Source organism: Marinobacter santoriniensis NKSG1 (genome assembly GCF_000347775.1).
GTDB classification, from domain to species: domain Bacteria; phylum Pseudomonadota; class Gammaproteobacteria; order Pseudomonadales; family Oleiphilaceae; genus Marinobacter; species Marinobacter santoriniensis.
The window spans coordinates 143448-158598 of record NZ_APAT01000015.1 but is presented as its reverse complement, the minus strand read 5'-3'; the positions used below and the strand labels follow the sequence as shown (position 1 = coordinate 158598).

The 15151-nt window shown below is 58.3% G+C and carries 12 protein-coding genes; 11 read left to right on the top strand and 1 reads right to left on the bottom strand.

Going from position 1 to position 15151, the window contains the following annotated elements; genetic code table 11:
- Window positions 1–15: 15 nt before the first annotated feature.
- Window positions 16–918, bottom strand: coding sequence for a LysR family transcriptional regulator (locus MSNKSG1_RS06510; protein WP_008938457.1), 903 nt, complete (start codon window positions 916–918; stop codon window positions 16–18).
- A 284-nt stretch (window positions 919–1202) separates the two neighbouring features.
- On the opposite strand from MSNKSG1_RS06510, the gene leuC reads away from it, so the two are divergent.
- The 11 genes from leuC (at window position 1203) to folC (ending at window position 15141) form a co-directional block, all read left to right on the top strand.
- The gene (gene leuC / locus MSNKSG1_RS06505; protein ID WP_008938456.1) at window positions 1203–2621 is read left to right on the top strand and encodes a 3-isopropylmalate dehydratase large subunit; all 1419 of its coding nucleotides are present in this window, start codon (window positions 1203–1205) and stop codon (window positions 2619–2621) included.
- A 17-nt stretch (window positions 2622–2638) separates the two neighbouring features.
- Window positions 2639–3286: a 3-isopropylmalate dehydratase small subunit gene (gene leuD, locus MSNKSG1_RS06500; protein WP_008938455.1), complete on the top strand. Its 648-nt coding sequence runs from the start codon at window positions 2639–2641 to the stop codon at window positions 3284–3286.
- A 30-nt stretch (window positions 3287–3316) separates the two neighbouring features.
- Window positions 3317–4390 carry a 3-isopropylmalate dehydrogenase gene (gene leuB, locus MSNKSG1_RS06495; RefSeq protein ID WP_008938454.1) on the top strand — a complete coding sequence of 358 codons (1074 nt, stop codon included), beginning with the start codon at window positions 3317–3319 and terminating at the stop codon, window positions 4388–4390.
- A 132-nt stretch (window positions 4391–4522) separates the two neighbouring features.
- The gene (gene asd / locus MSNKSG1_RS06490; RefSeq protein WP_008938453.1) at window positions 4523–5638 is read left to right on the top strand and encodes an aspartate-semialdehyde dehydrogenase; all 1116 of its coding nucleotides are present in this window, start codon (window positions 4523–4525) and stop codon (window positions 5636–5638) included.
- A gap of 314 nt (window positions 5639–5952) precedes the next feature.
- Window positions 5953–9213, top strand: a complete 3261-nt coding sequence (locus MSNKSG1_RS06485) for a FimV/HubP family polar landmark protein (RefSeq protein ID WP_008938452.1) — start codon at window positions 5953–5955, stop codon at window positions 9211–9213.
- Between the two features lie 100 nt (window positions 9214–9313).
- A complete protein-coding gene (truA, locus tag MSNKSG1_RS06480; protein WP_008938451.1) occupies window positions 9314–10222 on the top strand; it encodes a tRNA pseudouridine(38-40) synthase TruA in 909 nt (302 codons plus the stop codon).
- Window positions 10219–10848: a phosphoribosylanthranilate isomerase gene (locus tag MSNKSG1_RS06475; protein ID WP_008938450.1), complete on the top strand. Its 630-nt coding sequence runs from the start codon at window positions 10219–10221 to the stop codon at window positions 10846–10848. The genes truA and MSNKSG1_RS06475 overlap by 4 nt, the downstream gene beginning before the upstream one ends.
- Window positions 10841–12049, top strand: coding sequence for a tryptophan synthase subunit beta (gene trpB / locus MSNKSG1_RS06470; protein ID WP_406564594.1), 1209 nt, complete (start codon window positions 10841–10843; stop codon window positions 12047–12049). The genes MSNKSG1_RS06475 and trpB overlap by 8 nt, the downstream gene beginning before the upstream one ends.
- 13 nt (window positions 12050–12062) lie before the next feature.
- Window positions 12063–12875, top strand: coding sequence for a tryptophan synthase subunit alpha (trpA, locus tag MSNKSG1_RS06465; RefSeq protein ID WP_008938448.1), 813 nt, complete (start codon window positions 12063–12065; stop codon window positions 12873–12875).
- Window positions 12876–12920: 45 nt separating this feature from the next.
- Window positions 12921–13847: an acetyl-CoA carboxylase, carboxyltransferase subunit beta gene (accD, locus tag MSNKSG1_RS06460; RefSeq protein WP_008938447.1), complete on the top strand. Its 927-nt coding sequence runs from the start codon at window positions 12921–12923 to the stop codon at window positions 13845–13847.
- Complete coding sequence (folC, locus tag MSNKSG1_RS06455; RefSeq protein ID WP_008938446.1) at window positions 13831–15141, top strand: bifunctional tetrahydrofolate synthase/dihydrofolate synthase; 1311 nt, start codon at window positions 13831–13833, stop codon at window positions 15139–15141. The genes accD and folC overlap by 17 nt, the downstream gene beginning before the upstream one ends.
- The last annotated feature ends 10 nt before the right edge of the window (window positions 15142–15151 follow it).

The window sequence follows — 15151 nt, the reverse complement described above, 5'->3', positions numbered from 1 at the left end:
TTGTTACAGTTTTCGCTATGGAGCGTCCCGCCTGTCCCGCTTCCCCGTCACCGTCTCTTCCAACCGAACGACCTCCAGCAAGGCCTTCGCCGCCTGGCTGAGCTGGCGGCCCTTGAGACCGACGGCGCCAAGCACCCGATTGACGGAATAACCGACATCCAGCACGCGAACGCTCTCGTCGAGCATGCTGACCGGCAAAACACTCCACCCGAGCCCGACACTCGTCATCATCTTGAGGGTTTCAAGATAATTAGTCGGAATCTGCTGCTTCAGCGGCAGATTGGACTCGAGAAACAATCGACTGACCGTCCGAAAGGTGGCTGTGGCCGTGTCCGGCAGCAGGGCCGGAAAGGGAGCCAGGTCCGCCAGAGACAGGTTTCGCTGGCTCGTCAGTTCGTGATCGTCTCCGGCAACGAAAGCCATCGGGTCAGTCCATTGTTCGTATACCACGAACTGGCTTTGCATACTGTCACTGAGTGTGACAAAGGCCAGCTCCGCATTCCGCTTCAGCATCTGATGGAACGCCGCATCCGACTCCATGAACTGCAGATTCAGAGTGACGTCCGGATAGGCCTTCGTGAATCGTCGCAACCAATTGGGCAGGTGATGCAGGCCAATGTGGTGGCTGGCAATAATCTCCAGTTCTCCCTCTACCACCGATGAATCCGGTGACAGCGCCACCGCCGCATTGTGAATCTCATCCAGAATCTTCCGGGCATGGGGCAGCAGCCGGCTTCCGGCATCCGTCAGGCGGATCTCCCGGTGGCTCCGGTCAATTAGCTTGGTGCCGAGCTGAGTTTCCAGAGCGGCCAGGCGTTTGCTGATCGCAGGTTGCGTCAGGTGCAAAACCTCCGCGGCCTCGGAGAAAGAGCCCTGGTCGACGATTGTGAGAAAGGCTCGCAGTGAGTTTGAGTCCATAGCGTTTGCTCTGAATTTGGAGGCACTTAGGGTCAGGGGGCCGGGTGGATACGGATTGCCAAAACTGTGCGGAGCCATGGATGGCGGAGCTCAAGCGCCACAGGGATGTGCCGAGAGGAGCGTGTTTTGGGAATCCGTATCCACCCGGTCCTTGCACCAAATCTTAAATATTCCGAAAGGGAATGCAAAGAATAAAAAACATGAATTGAGGTTATCCGGAGGGAGGGCGTAAGATAGCCATCAATGGCCAAACACCAGAAACCCCCAGAGAGTGAGAGAGAACCATGGCGGGCAAGACCTTATACGACAAATTGTGGGACGACCATCTGGTCAAGCAGCGGGACGACGGTTCCGCGTTGATCTATATCGATCGCCAGCTGCTGCACGAAGTGACTTCGCCCCAGGCTTTCGAAGGCCTCCGCCTGGCAGGACGGAAACCCTGGCGGATCGACGCCAACATTGCGACACCGGATCATAACGTCCCGACCACAGACCGGGATAAAGGCATCGACGGCATCGTTGATCCCGTTTCGCGCACCCAGGTTGAAACCCTGGACAAGAACTGCGACGAGTTCGGGATCCTCGAATTCAAGATCAAGGATCAGCGCCAGGGTATCGTGCACGTGATCGGACCAGAGCAGGGCGCCACTCTGCCGGGTATGAGCATCGTGTGTGGCGATAGCCATACCTCAACGCACGGAGCGTTCGGGTGCCTGGCTCACGGCATTGGCACCTCTGAAGTGGAGCACGTACTGGCGACCCAGTGCCTGGTCCAGAAAAAGATGAAAAACATGCTGGTGAAGGTGAACGGCAAGCTCGGCCCCGGCGTGACCGGCAAAGACGTCGTGCTGGCCATCATCGGCAAGATCGGCACCGCTGGTGGAACCGGGTATGCAATCGAATTCGGTGGCGAAGCCATTCGCGGCCTGAGCATGGAAGGCAGGATGACCATCTGCAACATGTCCATCGAAGCCGGCGCCCGCGTGGGCATGGTGGGTGTCGATGAGACCACCATCGATTATGTCCGTGGACGCCCGTTTTCACCAAAAGGTGATCAGTGGGACAAGGCGGTCGCGTACTGGAACACCCTGCACAGTGATGACGACGCAGAGTTCGACAAAGTCGTCGAGTTGGACGGGGCGGCGATCATGCCGCAGGTCAGCTGGGGCACCTCCCCGGAAATGGTCACCGGTGTGGATGGTGCCGTTCCCGATCCCGCCCGGGAAGAGGACCCGATCAAGCGCGAGGGGATTGTCCGTGCATTGAAGTACATGGGGCTGGAGCCGAATCAGAAAATCACCGATATCCAGCTCGATCGCGTGTTTATTGGATCCTGCACCAACAGCCGCATCGAAGACCTGCGGGAAGCCGCGGCGGTGGTCAAAGGGCGCAAGGTATCCCCGAGCCTCAAGCAGGCCATGGTGGTGCCCGGTTCAGGTCTGGTGAAGGTCCAGGCTGAGCAGGAAGGCCTCGACAAGATCTTTATCGAAGCGGGGCTGGAATGGCGCGATCCCGGTTGTTCCATGTGCCTGGCGATGAATGCAGACAAGCTGGGCCAGGGTGAGCATTGTGCCTCCACCTCCAACCGTAACTTCGAGGGCCGTCAGGGCTTTGGTGGGCGTACCCACCTGGTGAGTCCTGCCATGGCAGCGGCCGCCGCAGTGACCGGCCATTTCGTTGATGTCCGTGAATTGATGCACTGAGCCACAGGAGAGAGACCATGCGCGCATTTACGCAACACCAGGGTATTGTTGCCCCCATGGACCGTTCCAATGTGGACACGGACATGATCATTCCCAAGCAATTTCTGAAGTCCATCAAGCGGACCGGCTTCGGCCCGAACCTGTTTGATGAACTGCGTTACCTGGATGAAGGCAAGCCGGACCAGGATTGCTCTCAGCGTCCGCTGAACCCGGACTTCATTCTGAATCAGGATCGCTATAAAAACGCCAGTGTGCTGTTGGCCCGCAGCAACTTCGGCTGCGGTTCCAGCCGGGAACACGCGCCCTGGGCACTGGACGATTTTGGGTTTCGGGTCATTATCGCGCCGAGCTTTGCGGATATTTTCTACAATAACTGCTTTAAGAATGGCTTGTTACCGATTGTTTTACCTGAGGAAGTGGTCGATCAGCTTTTCCGGGAAACAGAAGAGAACGAAGGCTATCAGTTGACCGTGGATCTGGAGGCGAAAACGGTAATCACGCCGTCCGGCGAGTCCTTCGGCTTCGATGTAGACGACTTCCGCCGCCACTGTTTGCTGAACGGTCTGGATGACATCGGGGTCACCCTTGAAGACGCCGACCTGATCCGCGAGTACGAAGCAAAGCGCAAACAGACGGCACCCTGGCTGTTCAACGCCGGCAACTGATCAAACACTCAAAGCTTAAGGAAACGTTCCATGTCCAGAAAAATCCTCATGCTCCCCGGCGACGGAATCGGCCCGGAGATTGTTGCCGAGGCCGAGAAGGTCCTGAACAAGGTGAACGATCAGTTCAGCCTTGGTCTGAGTTTTGAAACCGCGCTGGTCGGTGGCGCCGCCATCGAAGAAGACGACACGCCATTACCGGAGTCGACGCTGGAGAAAGCGAAAGAGGCCGACGCCATCCTGTTGGGCGCCGTGGGTGGCCCCCAGTGGGACAGTCTGCCCATGGCCAAACGGCCTGAGAAAGGTCTGCTGGGCCTGCGTTCCAATCTTCAGCTCTTTGCCAATCTCCGGCCGGCGATTCTCTATCCGCAACTGGCGTCGGCGTCTTCCCTGAAGCCGGAGGTGGTATCCGGGCTGGATATCATGATTGTGCGGGAGTTGACCGGCGGCATTTATTTCGGTCAGCCGCGCGGCGTACGCGAACTCGAAAGCGGCGAGCGGCAGGGCTACAACACCTATGCCTACACCGAATCGGAAATTCGTCGCATCGGTCGGGTGGCCTTTGAAGCGGCTCAGCAACGGGGCAAGAAGCTCTGCTCTGTCGACAAGGCCAACGTGCTGGAAGTCACGGTAATGTGGCGGGAAATCATGGAAGACCTGAAGCGTGAATACCCGGATGTCGAGCTGTCCCACATGTACGTGGACAACGCCGCTATGCAACTGGTTCGTGCGCCCAAGCAGTTTGACGTAATTGTGACTGGCAACATGTTTGGTGATATTCTTTCCGACGAAGCGGCTATGCTCACCGGCTCGATCGGCATGTTGCCGTCGGCGTCGCTGAACGCTCAGAAGCAGGGTATGTACGAGCCCTGCCACGGTTCAGCGCCGGATATTGCCGGGAAGGGCATTGCCAACCCGCTGGCCACCATTCTCAGTGCTGCGATGGTGTTGCGGTACAGTCTTGGCGAAGAAAAAGCCGCCGAAGCCATCGAAGCGGCGGTCAGCAAGGTGCTGGATCAGGGCCTGCGCACAGCGGACATCATGTCCGAGGGCGCGGAGAAGGTTTCTACCCGGGCGATGGGGGAGGCCGTCCTCGCCGCACTGTAAGCGGCGTGGCCCGATCCGTTATATTTGAGACCCGACGGCAACAGGATGCAGTTGCCGCGGGATCATCCATCCTGTCCCTGCCAGCGATAACGGTAAAGGGCGGGCATAAAAAACGAGGTTCAAAGGTCGCACATGAAGCGAGTTGGACTTGTAGGCTGGCGTGGCATGGTGGGCTCTGTCCTCATGCAGCGCATGCGTGAAGAAAACGATTTCGCCGACATCGATCCGGTATTTTTTTCCACTTCCCAGACCGGGAAGCCGGCTCCGGATGTCGGTAAAGAGGGTGTGCCTCCGCTCCAGGATGCGTTTGATATCGACACCCTGAAAACCATGGATGTCATCGTAACCTGTCAGGGTGGCGACTACACCACCGAGGTATACCAGAAGCTGCGTGATGCAGGCTGGCAAGGTTACTGGATCGATGCTGCCTCGACCCTGCGGATGGTCGATCATTCGGTGATTGTTCTGGACCCGGTGAACCGCAGCGTGATCGATGCCGCGCTCGATAAGGGCGTGAAGGATTACATCGGCGGTAACTGCACCGTAAGCCTGATGATGCTGGCTTTAGGTGGTCTGCTTGAGCAGGACCTGATCGAGTGGGTATCACCGATGACCTATCAGGCGGCGTCCGGGTCGGGTGCCAAGCACATGCGTGAGTTGCTGAACCAGATGGGGGCACTCAACGGTACGGTGAAATCCGAGCTGGAGGACCCTTCCTCTGCGATCCTCGATATCGACCGCAAGGTGACCGACACCATGCGTTCCGGTGAATTCCCCACCGATAACTTTGGTGTTCCGCTTGCCGGGAGCCTGATTCCGTTTATCGACAAGCAGCTCGACAACGGGATGAGCAAGGAAGAGTGGAAGGCCGGCGTTGAGACCAACAAAATTCTGGGCCGGAGCGATAACCCGATCCCGATCGATGGTCTCTGTGTCCGAATCGGTGCCATGCGTTCCCACAGCCAGGCATTGACCATCAAGCTGAAAAAGGATCTGTCGGTCTCCGAGATCGAGAGCACGCTTGCCGGCGCCAATGACTGGGTCAAGGTCATCCCGAACGAGAAGGATGCCACCATGGAAGAGCTGACCCCGGCGAAAGTGACCGGAACGCTCAGTATTCCGATTGGCCGGATCCGGAAGCTGTCGATGGGGCCGGAATACATTTCCGCGTTCACCGTTGGTGATCAGCTGCTGTGGGGAGCCGCAGAGCCGCTCAGGCGGATGCTCCGGATCCTTCAGGAGCGTTAAGAAATGTTACACAGTGGTCATTAATGCCAACTGTGTCCGGTTTCAGGAAACCGGTTGAGGGGCGGAGGCTGATTTCGGCCTCCGCCCCTGTTATTTTCAAGGACGGTAGGCAGTTCCGTGCGATAGATAAAAAAATGGTGCAAGGATTGCGGCTGATTGATTGATAAAAGAAGTTTTATCAACAATACTTGCGAAATTGACTATTAAAATAACGACATAATAACGAACAATATCCAGACGGAAGTCATCCAACCTCATCCGATTCTGTTTGAATGAAAGCAGCAACGAATAACGGAGACTGGAAAGGAAAAAGCATGAAGGTACGCAAGCTTGCGGTTGCACTGGCTCTGGCGGGAGGGCTCGGTTCGGGCGTCGCACAGGCCCTTGGCCTTGGAGAGATTGAACTTCAGTCCTATCTGAACGAGCCGTTGGATGCGGAGATTGTTCTGCCGCAGAGCGAGGGTGTCAGTCCCGGCGATGTCTTCGTCAATCTGGCCCCTGAATCCGCCTACGAGAGAGTGGGCCTGGATCGCAGCCAGTTTCTGAGTAAGCTCCGTTTCGAGGTGGTGACGGGTACGGACGGCAATCTGGTCGTGAACGTGTCGTCCAGAGAGCCGCTTCGCGAGCCCTACCTGAACTTCCTGCTTGAGCTGACCTGGCCGAACGGTCGCCTGATGAGGGAATACGCGGTTCTCGTCGATCCCCCCGTCTACGCTGAGCAGTCCGGCGTCAAGGAGCAGGTCGCTGCTCCCACCACGCCCGCCGCAAGCACCAGCCGGACCGAGCCTGCAAGAAGTCCCGAGTCTGTACGTCGCCAGGCGCAGACAGAACGTGCAATGGCCGATTCAGGTCGTTATGCCGCGGACACCTTCGGGCCGACCGGCCCCTCCGACACCCTGTGGACCATTGCTGCCCAGGTTCGGCCGAACAACAGTGTCTCGATGCAGCAGGTGATGCTCGCCCTGCAGGACCAGAACCCCGATGCGTTCATGGGTGGGAATATCAACCGCCTCAAGCGGGGAGAAGTGCTCCGTATTCCGTCACTTGAACAGATTCAGCAGCGCAGCCGGGCGGAAGCCACGCGTCTGGTCAGTCAGCAGAATGAAGAGTTCAAGTCTCCGAAGCGTACCGTGGATGCGACAGCGACCAAGGCGCCGACCCAGGACACTGCCGCGGCGTCTTCCGGCGGCGACGAGCTCAAGCTCCTTGTTGCTGATAATAAGGGCGCCAAGGATACGGCCGATGGCGGTTCCGCCGGCGGGGACAGTAAACTGCCGGGCGGTGTCGATGCCGGAAACGCCGTGGCTATGGAAGAACTGGAGAGTGCGCGGCGTGAAAATGCCGACCTCAACAGCCGCGTCGAAGATCTGCAGGATCAGGTTCAGACCCTCCAGCGCTTGCTCGAACTGAAGAACAGCCAGTTGGCGGACCTCCAGCAAATGACTGGAGAGCAGGATCAGGCACAACCTGCCCCTGCCACATCGGGTTCCCCCGAGGCGGATACCGGCAGCGACGTTGCCGAGACCGCGCCTGATCAGGGGGCTATGCCTGAGAACGCAGATCAGCCAGAGGCCGCTGCGGCCGGCGAACCCGGTTCAGCTCAGGGCGAGTCAGCCATGGCAGATTCGGGGGCTGCTGCCGAAGCCGCGCCTGAAACCGGCCAGGTAGAACAGCCCCAGACCTCGATGACCGAAAACCAGGCAGAATCCGGCTCAGCAGAGGCGACAGCACAGGAGCCGGCTCAACCGGCCGCCAGTGAATCGCCTGATTCCGCTCAGCCCCAGGTAGCGGCTCCGAGCGCCGAGGAGCCTGCCCAGCAGGAAAGCCCGCAGGCAGCGGCTCAACCAGCTGCACAGGAAAAGGGCTTCCCCGGGAACATCATCGACCGGATCCTGAACAATCCCATGTATCAGATCGGTCTTGGTGGTGGTCTGATCGTTCTGCTGCTGTTGCTGCTGCTGTTGGCCCGCAGGAATGCGAACCGGGAGAAAGCGTTTTACGAGCAGCTGAACAGCGAGAATGAAGAAGGTTCTGATTCATTCGATCTGAGCCTGGACGAAGAAGAAACGGAAAAAGCCGGAGAAGGGGATGCGATCTCCGAGGCCGATGCCTATATTGCCTATGGTCGTCATGACCAGGCAGCGCAAACCCTGGAGACCGCGATCTCACGCGAGCCCAGCCGCACCGATCTGCGTCTGAAGCTTCTGGGTGTGTATGCGGACAGCCAGGACCGGGACTCCTTCGAAAAACAGTATGGCGAAGTTGAAGCGCTCGATGATGAGCAGGCCCTTGCCGAAGCCAACGTCCTGCGGGAGCGTCTGGAAGAGGCCGAGGCGATGCCCAGCATCGATGACCTGGAATCCCAGTTGCGCTCGGATTCCTTTGGATCCGGTGAAGAGGCCACCGAAACATCCGGTTCTGAAACTGGCACCGACGAAGAAGTGGATCTTTCCGATGAGCTGCTTGCCGATCAGTATGATTCCGGCAAACAGGAAGAAGTCGAGAACGAATTCGGCGACTTTGATTCGGATATTGCCGATTTTGACCTGAGCGAAGTCGAGCAGGCTGAATCTTCATCGGAAGAAGCGGCCACCGACGAGCGCGATGACATGATCGAATTCGACATGCCGGAGCGGGAAGAGGCGTCCGAGGAGTCTGGCGACGTCGAAGCGGCCGGTGACGCCGATGAAACAGACTATTCCTCCCTGGAAATTGATCTTGAGGATCAGGGAGAGCAGCCGGAAACCGCCGGCGAGAAAGAAGAAGATCTGAGTCTCGACTTCGACCTTGGCGAGCTCGAGGAGACGGCTGAAGAGGCGTCCAGCGATCTCGGCGAAGCCGACACTGCCGCTGACTCCGAGGAAACGGTATCTGCGGATGATCTTGGCGGTGACGAAACCAGTGCCGAGCAGGAGTTCGATGGCCTGGACGAGTCCTTCCTTGACGAGCTTGATGCCGAACTCGACAAAGTCGCCGATGATGAGGAGGAGCTCGGTGGCGAGGAAATGGAAGAGTCCTCACTCGATGACCTTGAACTGGACGTCTCCGATGAAGATCTGGCGCTGATGGAGGAATTCTCGGATTCCGCCGATAGCACGAACCACGGTGAGGAAGAGACTCCGGAACTTGATGAGGAGCTTGATCTCGAGGATACCCTGAGCGAGGGCGATGTTCTCGGTGAGGGCGAAGAGCCCAGTGCCGAACAGGAAGTGGCCGACACCGAGGAGCTGGGCGATCTGGGTTCTCTCGAAAACCTGGCTGAGCAGGAATCTCCGTCTGCTGACGATCTGTCTGAGGAAGAGGTCCCGGTAGCCAGTGAGGAAGTCAGCGAGGAGCCGGAAGCGCCAGAGAGCCGGTCGCAGTCGCTTGATCTGGACGAAAGCGATCTCGGCGACGACGACGATTTCGATTTCCTGGCCGGAACCGACGAAGCGGCAACCAAGCTGGATCTCGCCCGCGCCTATATCGAGATGGGTGACAGTGATGGTGCCAGGGACATTCTCGAAGAGGTGGCCCTGGAAGGAAACGATGAGCAGAAGGCGGAAGCTCAGGATCTCCTTAAAAATCTGTCCTGATCCGTTATAATCGCCACTATTGGTGACGAGCGCCGGCTCCGGGTTTACCGGGTAAAGCCGGCGCTTTGTTTTTGTAGCACGGGTTTTTCGGAAATTCCTTTTGTTCCAGCAACTGCAACAACTGACAACAGATACGCCAATCGGCAATGGCCGCGTGGCGTTGGCTTTTGAATACGACGGCCGGGCGTTTCATGGGTGGCAGATGCAGAAGTCCGGTGTGCGCTCCGTTGAAGGTGAGCTTGCCAGGGCTGTCTCCAGGGTGGCCGACCAACCCGTAGAACTTGTGTGTGCCGGGCGTACCGACGCGGGCGTTCACGCGAGTTATCAGATTGCCCATTTTGATACCGGCTCGATCAGGAACCTGCGCTCCTGGGTCATGGGAATCAATACCGCTTTGCCTGATGACATCGCAGTGCATTGGGCGGGGCAGGGAGTCGATGATTTCCACGCCCGGTTTTCGGCTATCTATCGTCGCTACCGATACATAATCTATAACCATCCGGTCCGTCCGGGGATCCTTCGCGGCCAGGTCAGTTGGACGTTCCGACCGCTGGACACCGAGGTCATGCATCGTGCGGCCCAGGTTCTGGTCGGTGAGCATGATTTTACGTCGTTCCGCGCCGCCGGGTGCCAATCCCGGACGCCTGTCCGTTTCCTTGAGCAAATTTCGGTAACCCGAAGAGGCTCATTCATCGTAATTGATGTGCAGGCCAATGCGTTCCTTCATCACATGGTGCGTAATATAGCCGGGGCACTGATGGCGGTTGGGCAGGGCCTTCAGGCTCCGGAATGGATTGACGAGGTTCTGGCCTCACGGGATCGCCGGCTCGCTGGCGTTACCGCGCCGCCGGACGGGCTTTACCTGGTCGATGTGGGTTATCCTTCACAGTATGGGGTACCCAGTGCGGAGTGTGGCCCGGCATTCGTGTCGCCATGGTTTGAAAACGATGAAAACCGGCCGATCGAGCCCACTCACATCCACCCGAAACAGGCGAAAGGCGGCTCATGAGCACCCGTGTCAAAATCTGCGGATTGACTCGTTCGGAAGACGTCAGTGCTGCAGTAGGTTGCGGCGCAGACGCCGTCGGATTTGTGTTTTTCGAGCCCAGCCCCAGGTCGGTGACCGTGGATCATGCGGTGGCGTTGGCCAGGGAGGTTCCTGCGTTCGTATCGGCGGTGGGGCTGTTCGTGAACCCGCAACCGGATTTCGTAAACGAGGTTCTGAATAGAGTGCCTCTGGACTTGCTTCAGTTCCATGGCGACGAATCACCGGAATTTTGCCGCAGCTTCGGACGTCGATGGATAAAGGCGGTGCGGGTGCGTGAAGAGGGCCAGATCGAACAGGCCTTTTCCGATTATCAGGGCGCAAGCGGTCTGCTGGTTGACGCCTGGGCTCCGGACAAGTTCGGAGGAACAGGCCAATCGTTTAACTGGGATCTGATCCCGGCCCGTCGCTCCATGCCCCTGATATTGGCCGGCGGATTGTCATCTGCTAACGTAGCCGACGCCGTAACACGGGTGAAGCCATGGGCCGTGGACGTCAGTGGCGGAGTCGAGCGTAGCAAGGGCATCAAGGATATCCAGAAAATTTCCGATTTCATCAAAGAGGTTCACCGTGTCTGTAAAACTGACTGAAGAAATGCTGAGCGCACTTCCTGATGCACGGGGTCACTTCGGTGCCTTTGGCGGACGGTTTGTATCCGAAACCCTGATGGATTCGCTGATGACGCTGGAGAAGGAATACCTTCAGCTCAAACAGGATCCCGAGTTTCAGGCAAAGTTTGACAAGGATCTGGCCGACTATGTCGGTCGCCCAAGCCCGCTGTATTTTGCTGAGCGGCTGACCCGGGAAACCGGTGGAGCGCAGATCTGGCTGAAACGGGAAGACCTGAATCATACGGGCGCGCACAAGGTGAACAACACCATCGGCCAGGCTCTGCTGGCGGCGTTTCTTGGCAAAAAGCGGATCATCGCGGAAACCGGGGCTGGCCAGCATGGTGTCGCAACGGCAACGGTCTGCGCCAGGCTCGGTCTGGAATGCCATGTCTTCATGGGAGCCGAAGACGTCCAGCGACAGTCGCTCAACGTCTTCCGGATGAAACTGCTGGGTGCTGAGGTGCATGCGGTTCAAAGCGGCACCCGTACGCTCAAGGACGCCATGAACGAGGCCATGCGTGACTGGGTGACCAACGTCGACGACACCTTCTATATCATTGGAACGGTAGCCGGTCCTCATCCTTACCCCATGCTGGTGCGGGACTTCCAGTCCGTAATTGGTCGCGAATTGCGTAGCCAGGCACTGGAAAAGACGGGCAAGCTTCCGGATGCGCTGGTGGCCTGTGTGGGTGGCGGTTCCAATGCCATTGGAATGTTCCATCCGTTCCTGGCGGACGAAAACGTTGAACTGTACGGCGTCGAAGCGGGTGGTCTTGGCATTGCGACCGGGCAGCACGCGGCTCCCCTGTGCGCGGGTCGCCCGGGTGTCCTGCACGGCAACCGCACGTACCTGATGGAAGATGAAAATGGCCAGATTGCAGGCACTCATTCAGTGAGTGCCGGGCTGGATTATCCGGGCGTGGGCCCCGAGCACTCCTGGCTCAAGGATATCGGGCGTGCACACTATGTGTCGGTCACCGACGATGAAGCCCTTGATGGATTCCGGAAACTGACCCGGGTTGAGGGTATCATGCCGGCACTGGAAACCGCCCATGCGGTCGCCTACGGCGTGAAGCTCGCAGCGGAGATGGATAAGGATCAGATGTTGGTGATCAACATTTCCGGACGCGGCGATAAAGATATTCATACCATTGCCAACCTTGATGGCATCGAGATTTGATAAGGGAGCGGGCATGAGCCGAATTGAAGGGGTACTGAAAACCCTCAAGGGACAGGGGCGCAAGGCGCTGATTCCTTACATTACCGCAGGTGATCCGCATCCGGATGTCACGGTAGACCTGATGCACACGCTGGTAGAAGCAGGCGCCGACATCATCGAGTTGGGCGTGCCATTCTCCGACCCGATGGCAGATGGCCCGGTGATTCAACTGGCGTGTGAGCGCGCTCTGAAACATGGGACCTCGCTCCGCCAGGTGCTTGCCATGGTCAAGACCTTCCGGGAAACCGATGCAAAAACCCCGGTCGTGTTAATGGGCTACCTGAATCCCATGGAAGCCATGGGTTATGAAGCGTTTGCAGACGCCGCCGTGGATGCCGGCGTTGACGGCATCCTGACGGTGGATCTTCCGCCTGAGGAAGCCGACGACGTGGCGCCGCTGTTTACCCAGCGCAAACTCGACGCCATCTTCCTGCTGGCACCGACCACCACCGATGACCGGATTCGGGCAATCAGCGAGCACTCTTCCGGTTATGTATACTATGTTTCATTCAAGGGCGTGACCGGTGCTGCCAGAATTAATGTGGACGAAGTGGCATCAAAAGTGGCCCATATCCACGAAATGACGGCCCTTCCGGTGGGTGTCGGATTCGGCATCCGGGATGCGGAGACGGCGGCTGCGGTCGGTCGGGTATCCGATGGTGTAATTGTTGGTAGTGTTTTGGTCGATACAATAGCCAGAAATCAGGCAGATACGGCCGAACTCAAGCGAGCTTTGACCGATCTGCTCCACCCAATGCGCGAAGCACTGGATAGCCTGGCTTCCTGAGCAGTAAATTCCGGGCAGGCAGGCCTCAACGGACAGGATTGAATCATGAGTAACTGGCTGGACAAGATCATGCCGAGCAAGATTCGCTCGGAATCCAAGCAGAGAACCGGTGTTCCCGAGGGTCTCTGGAAAAAATGCCCCAAATGCGGCGCATTTCTCTATAAGCCGGAACTTGAGAAAAACCTGGATGTTTGCCCGAAATGCAATCATCACATGAGGTTGAGTGCCCGTCGCCGTCTGGACATTTTCCTGGACGAAGACGGCCGGGAAGAAATTGCGGCCGATCTTGAGCCCTGGGATCGGCTGAAATTCAAGGACACCAAACGCTACAAGGACCGTCTTTCCCAGGCCCAGAAATCCACGGGCGAGAAAGACGCTCTGATTGCCATGAAGGGTACGACGCTCAATGTGCCCCTCGTGGCGTGCTCGTTTGAATTCAATTTCCTCGGTGGGTCCATGGGCCAGGTTGTCGGGGAGAAATTCGTGCAGGCGGCCAATGTAGCGCTGAGAGATCGTATCCCCCTCGTCTGTTTTTCCGCCAGTGGCGGTGCGCGTATGCAGGAAGCCATCCTGTCTCTGATGCAGATGTCCAAGACAGCTGCGGTGCTTGAGCGAATGAAGCAGGAAGGCATTCCCTATATCTCCGTGATGACCGACCCAGTGTTCGGCGGTGTCTCGGCGAGCCTGGCCATGCTCGGCGATCTCAACATTGCCGAACCCAATGCGCTGATCGGGTTTGCCGGTCCCCGCGTGATTGAACAGACGGTCCGTGAGAAACTTCCGGAAGGCTTCCAGCGCAGCGAATTCCTGCTTGAGCACGGTGCAGTGGATATGATCGTCCACCGACACCAGATGCGGGAGCGGATCGCCCACGTGCTTGCCAAGTTTACGGGCCAGGACAAGCCTGGAACGGAAGAGCCCATTGAATTCGAAATAACGGAAAAGCCGGAAGACGATGCCCCCGAGCAGTAATTCTGTCCGGACTCCCCCGGTTCCGCCGGGGGAGACTGCCACCCTTGAACAATGGCTTGCCTACCTAGAGTCCATTCACCCCGCCGAAATCGAACTGGGCCTTGACCGCGTTCTGCTGGTATTTCGCAGGCTGTTTCCCCGTAAACCCAATGCCCGGATCATTACGGTTGCCGGGACCAACGGCAAGGGAAGTACCGTCGCCGCCCTTGAGGCACTCCTGATGCAGGCCGGCCGGCGAACCGGAGCCTACACATCTCCGCATCTGCATCGATACAACGAACGGGTCCGGATTGCGGGTGTCGATATCGCCGATGATGCGCTTATTCGGGCATTCAATGCGGTCGAACAGGCCCGGAGAAACGTCTCTCTTACCTATTTCGAATTCGGGACGCTGGCCTCGTTCGTGGCATTCGCCGAGGCGGGCGTTGAAGACTGGGTCCTGGAGGTGGGGCTTGGGGGTCGGTTGGACGCCGTCAATGTGCTCGATGCCGATTTTGCAATCATTACGTCCATAGACATCGATCACGTTGCTTTCCTGGGAGACGACCGGGAAGTGATCGGGTTCGAGAAAGCCGGCATTCTCCGTCCCGGGATCCGTGCGGTCTTCGCAGACGATACTCCGCCGAGATCGGTGCTGCAGCAGGTGCACGCCCAGCGAGTCACTCTCACCAGGCTGGGTGAGGACTACACCATCCGACATAGCCCGTCGAGTGGAGTCGGTGAGGTGGAGCTGGTCTTTCAGGGCGAGACCATCCGGATGCCGGCAGGGCCGTTGCCGGTGAAAAGCATGGCCGCTGCAGTTGTTGCGGTTCGGACCCTCGAGCCGGCGCTGCCGGTCTCCGTGGTGGAACACACACTGGCTGGATTATCCCTTCCTGGGCGTTTTGAAACCATCAGCAGCAGCCCCCGCGTGATTGTGGACGTGGGCCATAATCCCCACGCCGCCAGCTGGCTGGCGAGTCAGCTGGATCGGCTCAGGGAGCCCGGTGGCAAGATCTTTGCCGTGTTTGCCGCCCTCGGCGATAAGGACGTTGAGGGTGTTGTCCGGGCCCTGGAGTCCGACGTCGATGAGTGGTATATCGCCCCGCTGGATGTACCCCGCGGTCTCGGCGTCGAAGCGCTCGCTCAACGCCTGGAAGCGGTCGGTCTGGCACCCGTACATCGTTGCCAGTCAGTGGAGGATGCCCTGGCGCAGGCGGAACAGGCCGCTGCCGAATCGGATCTGATTGTAGCGACCGGATCGTTCTATACCGTGGGGCAGGCTCGGACGGCCCTGAAAAAGGGTGCATCTTAAACTTTGTCCA

Bases quoted from the DNA above. Each gene is read 5' to 3' on its own strand.
- MSNKSG1_RS06510 (WP_008938457.1), bottom strand. From the start codon at position 918: ATGGACTCAAACTCACTGCGAGCCTTTCTCACAATCGTCGACCAGGGC.
- leuC (WP_008938456.1), top strand. From the start codon at position 1,203: ATGGCGGGCAAGACCTTATACGACAAATTGTGGGACGACCATCTGGTC.
- leuD (WP_008938455.1), top strand. From the start codon at position 2,639: ATGCGCGCATTTACGCAACACCAGGGTATTGTTGCCCCCATGGACCGT.
- leuB (WP_008938454.1), top strand. From the start codon at position 3,317: ATGTCCAGAAAAATCCTCATGCTCCCCGGCGACGGAATCGGCCCGGAG.
- asd (WP_008938453.1), top strand. From the start codon at position 4,523: ATGAAGCGAGTTGGACTTGTAGGCTGGCGTGGCATGGTGGGCTCTGTC.
- MSNKSG1_RS06485 (WP_008938452.1), top strand. From the start codon at position 5,953: ATGAAGGTACGCAAGCTTGCGGTTGCACTGGCTCTGGCGGGAGGGCTC.
- MSNKSG1_RS06475 (WP_008938450.1), top strand. From the start codon at position 10,219: ATGAGCACCCGTGTCAAAATCTGCGGATTGACTCGTTCGGAAGACGTC.
- trpA (WP_008938448.1), top strand. From the start codon at position 12,063: ATGAGCCGAATTGAAGGGGTACTGAAAACCCTCAAGGGACAGGGGCGC.
- accD (WP_008938447.1), top strand. From the start codon at position 12,921: ATGAGTAACTGGCTGGACAAGATCATGCCGAGCAAGATTCGCTCGGAA.
- folC (WP_008938446.1), top strand. From the start codon at position 13,831: ATGCCCCCGAGCAGTAATTCTGTCCGGACTCCCCCGGTTCCGCCGGGG.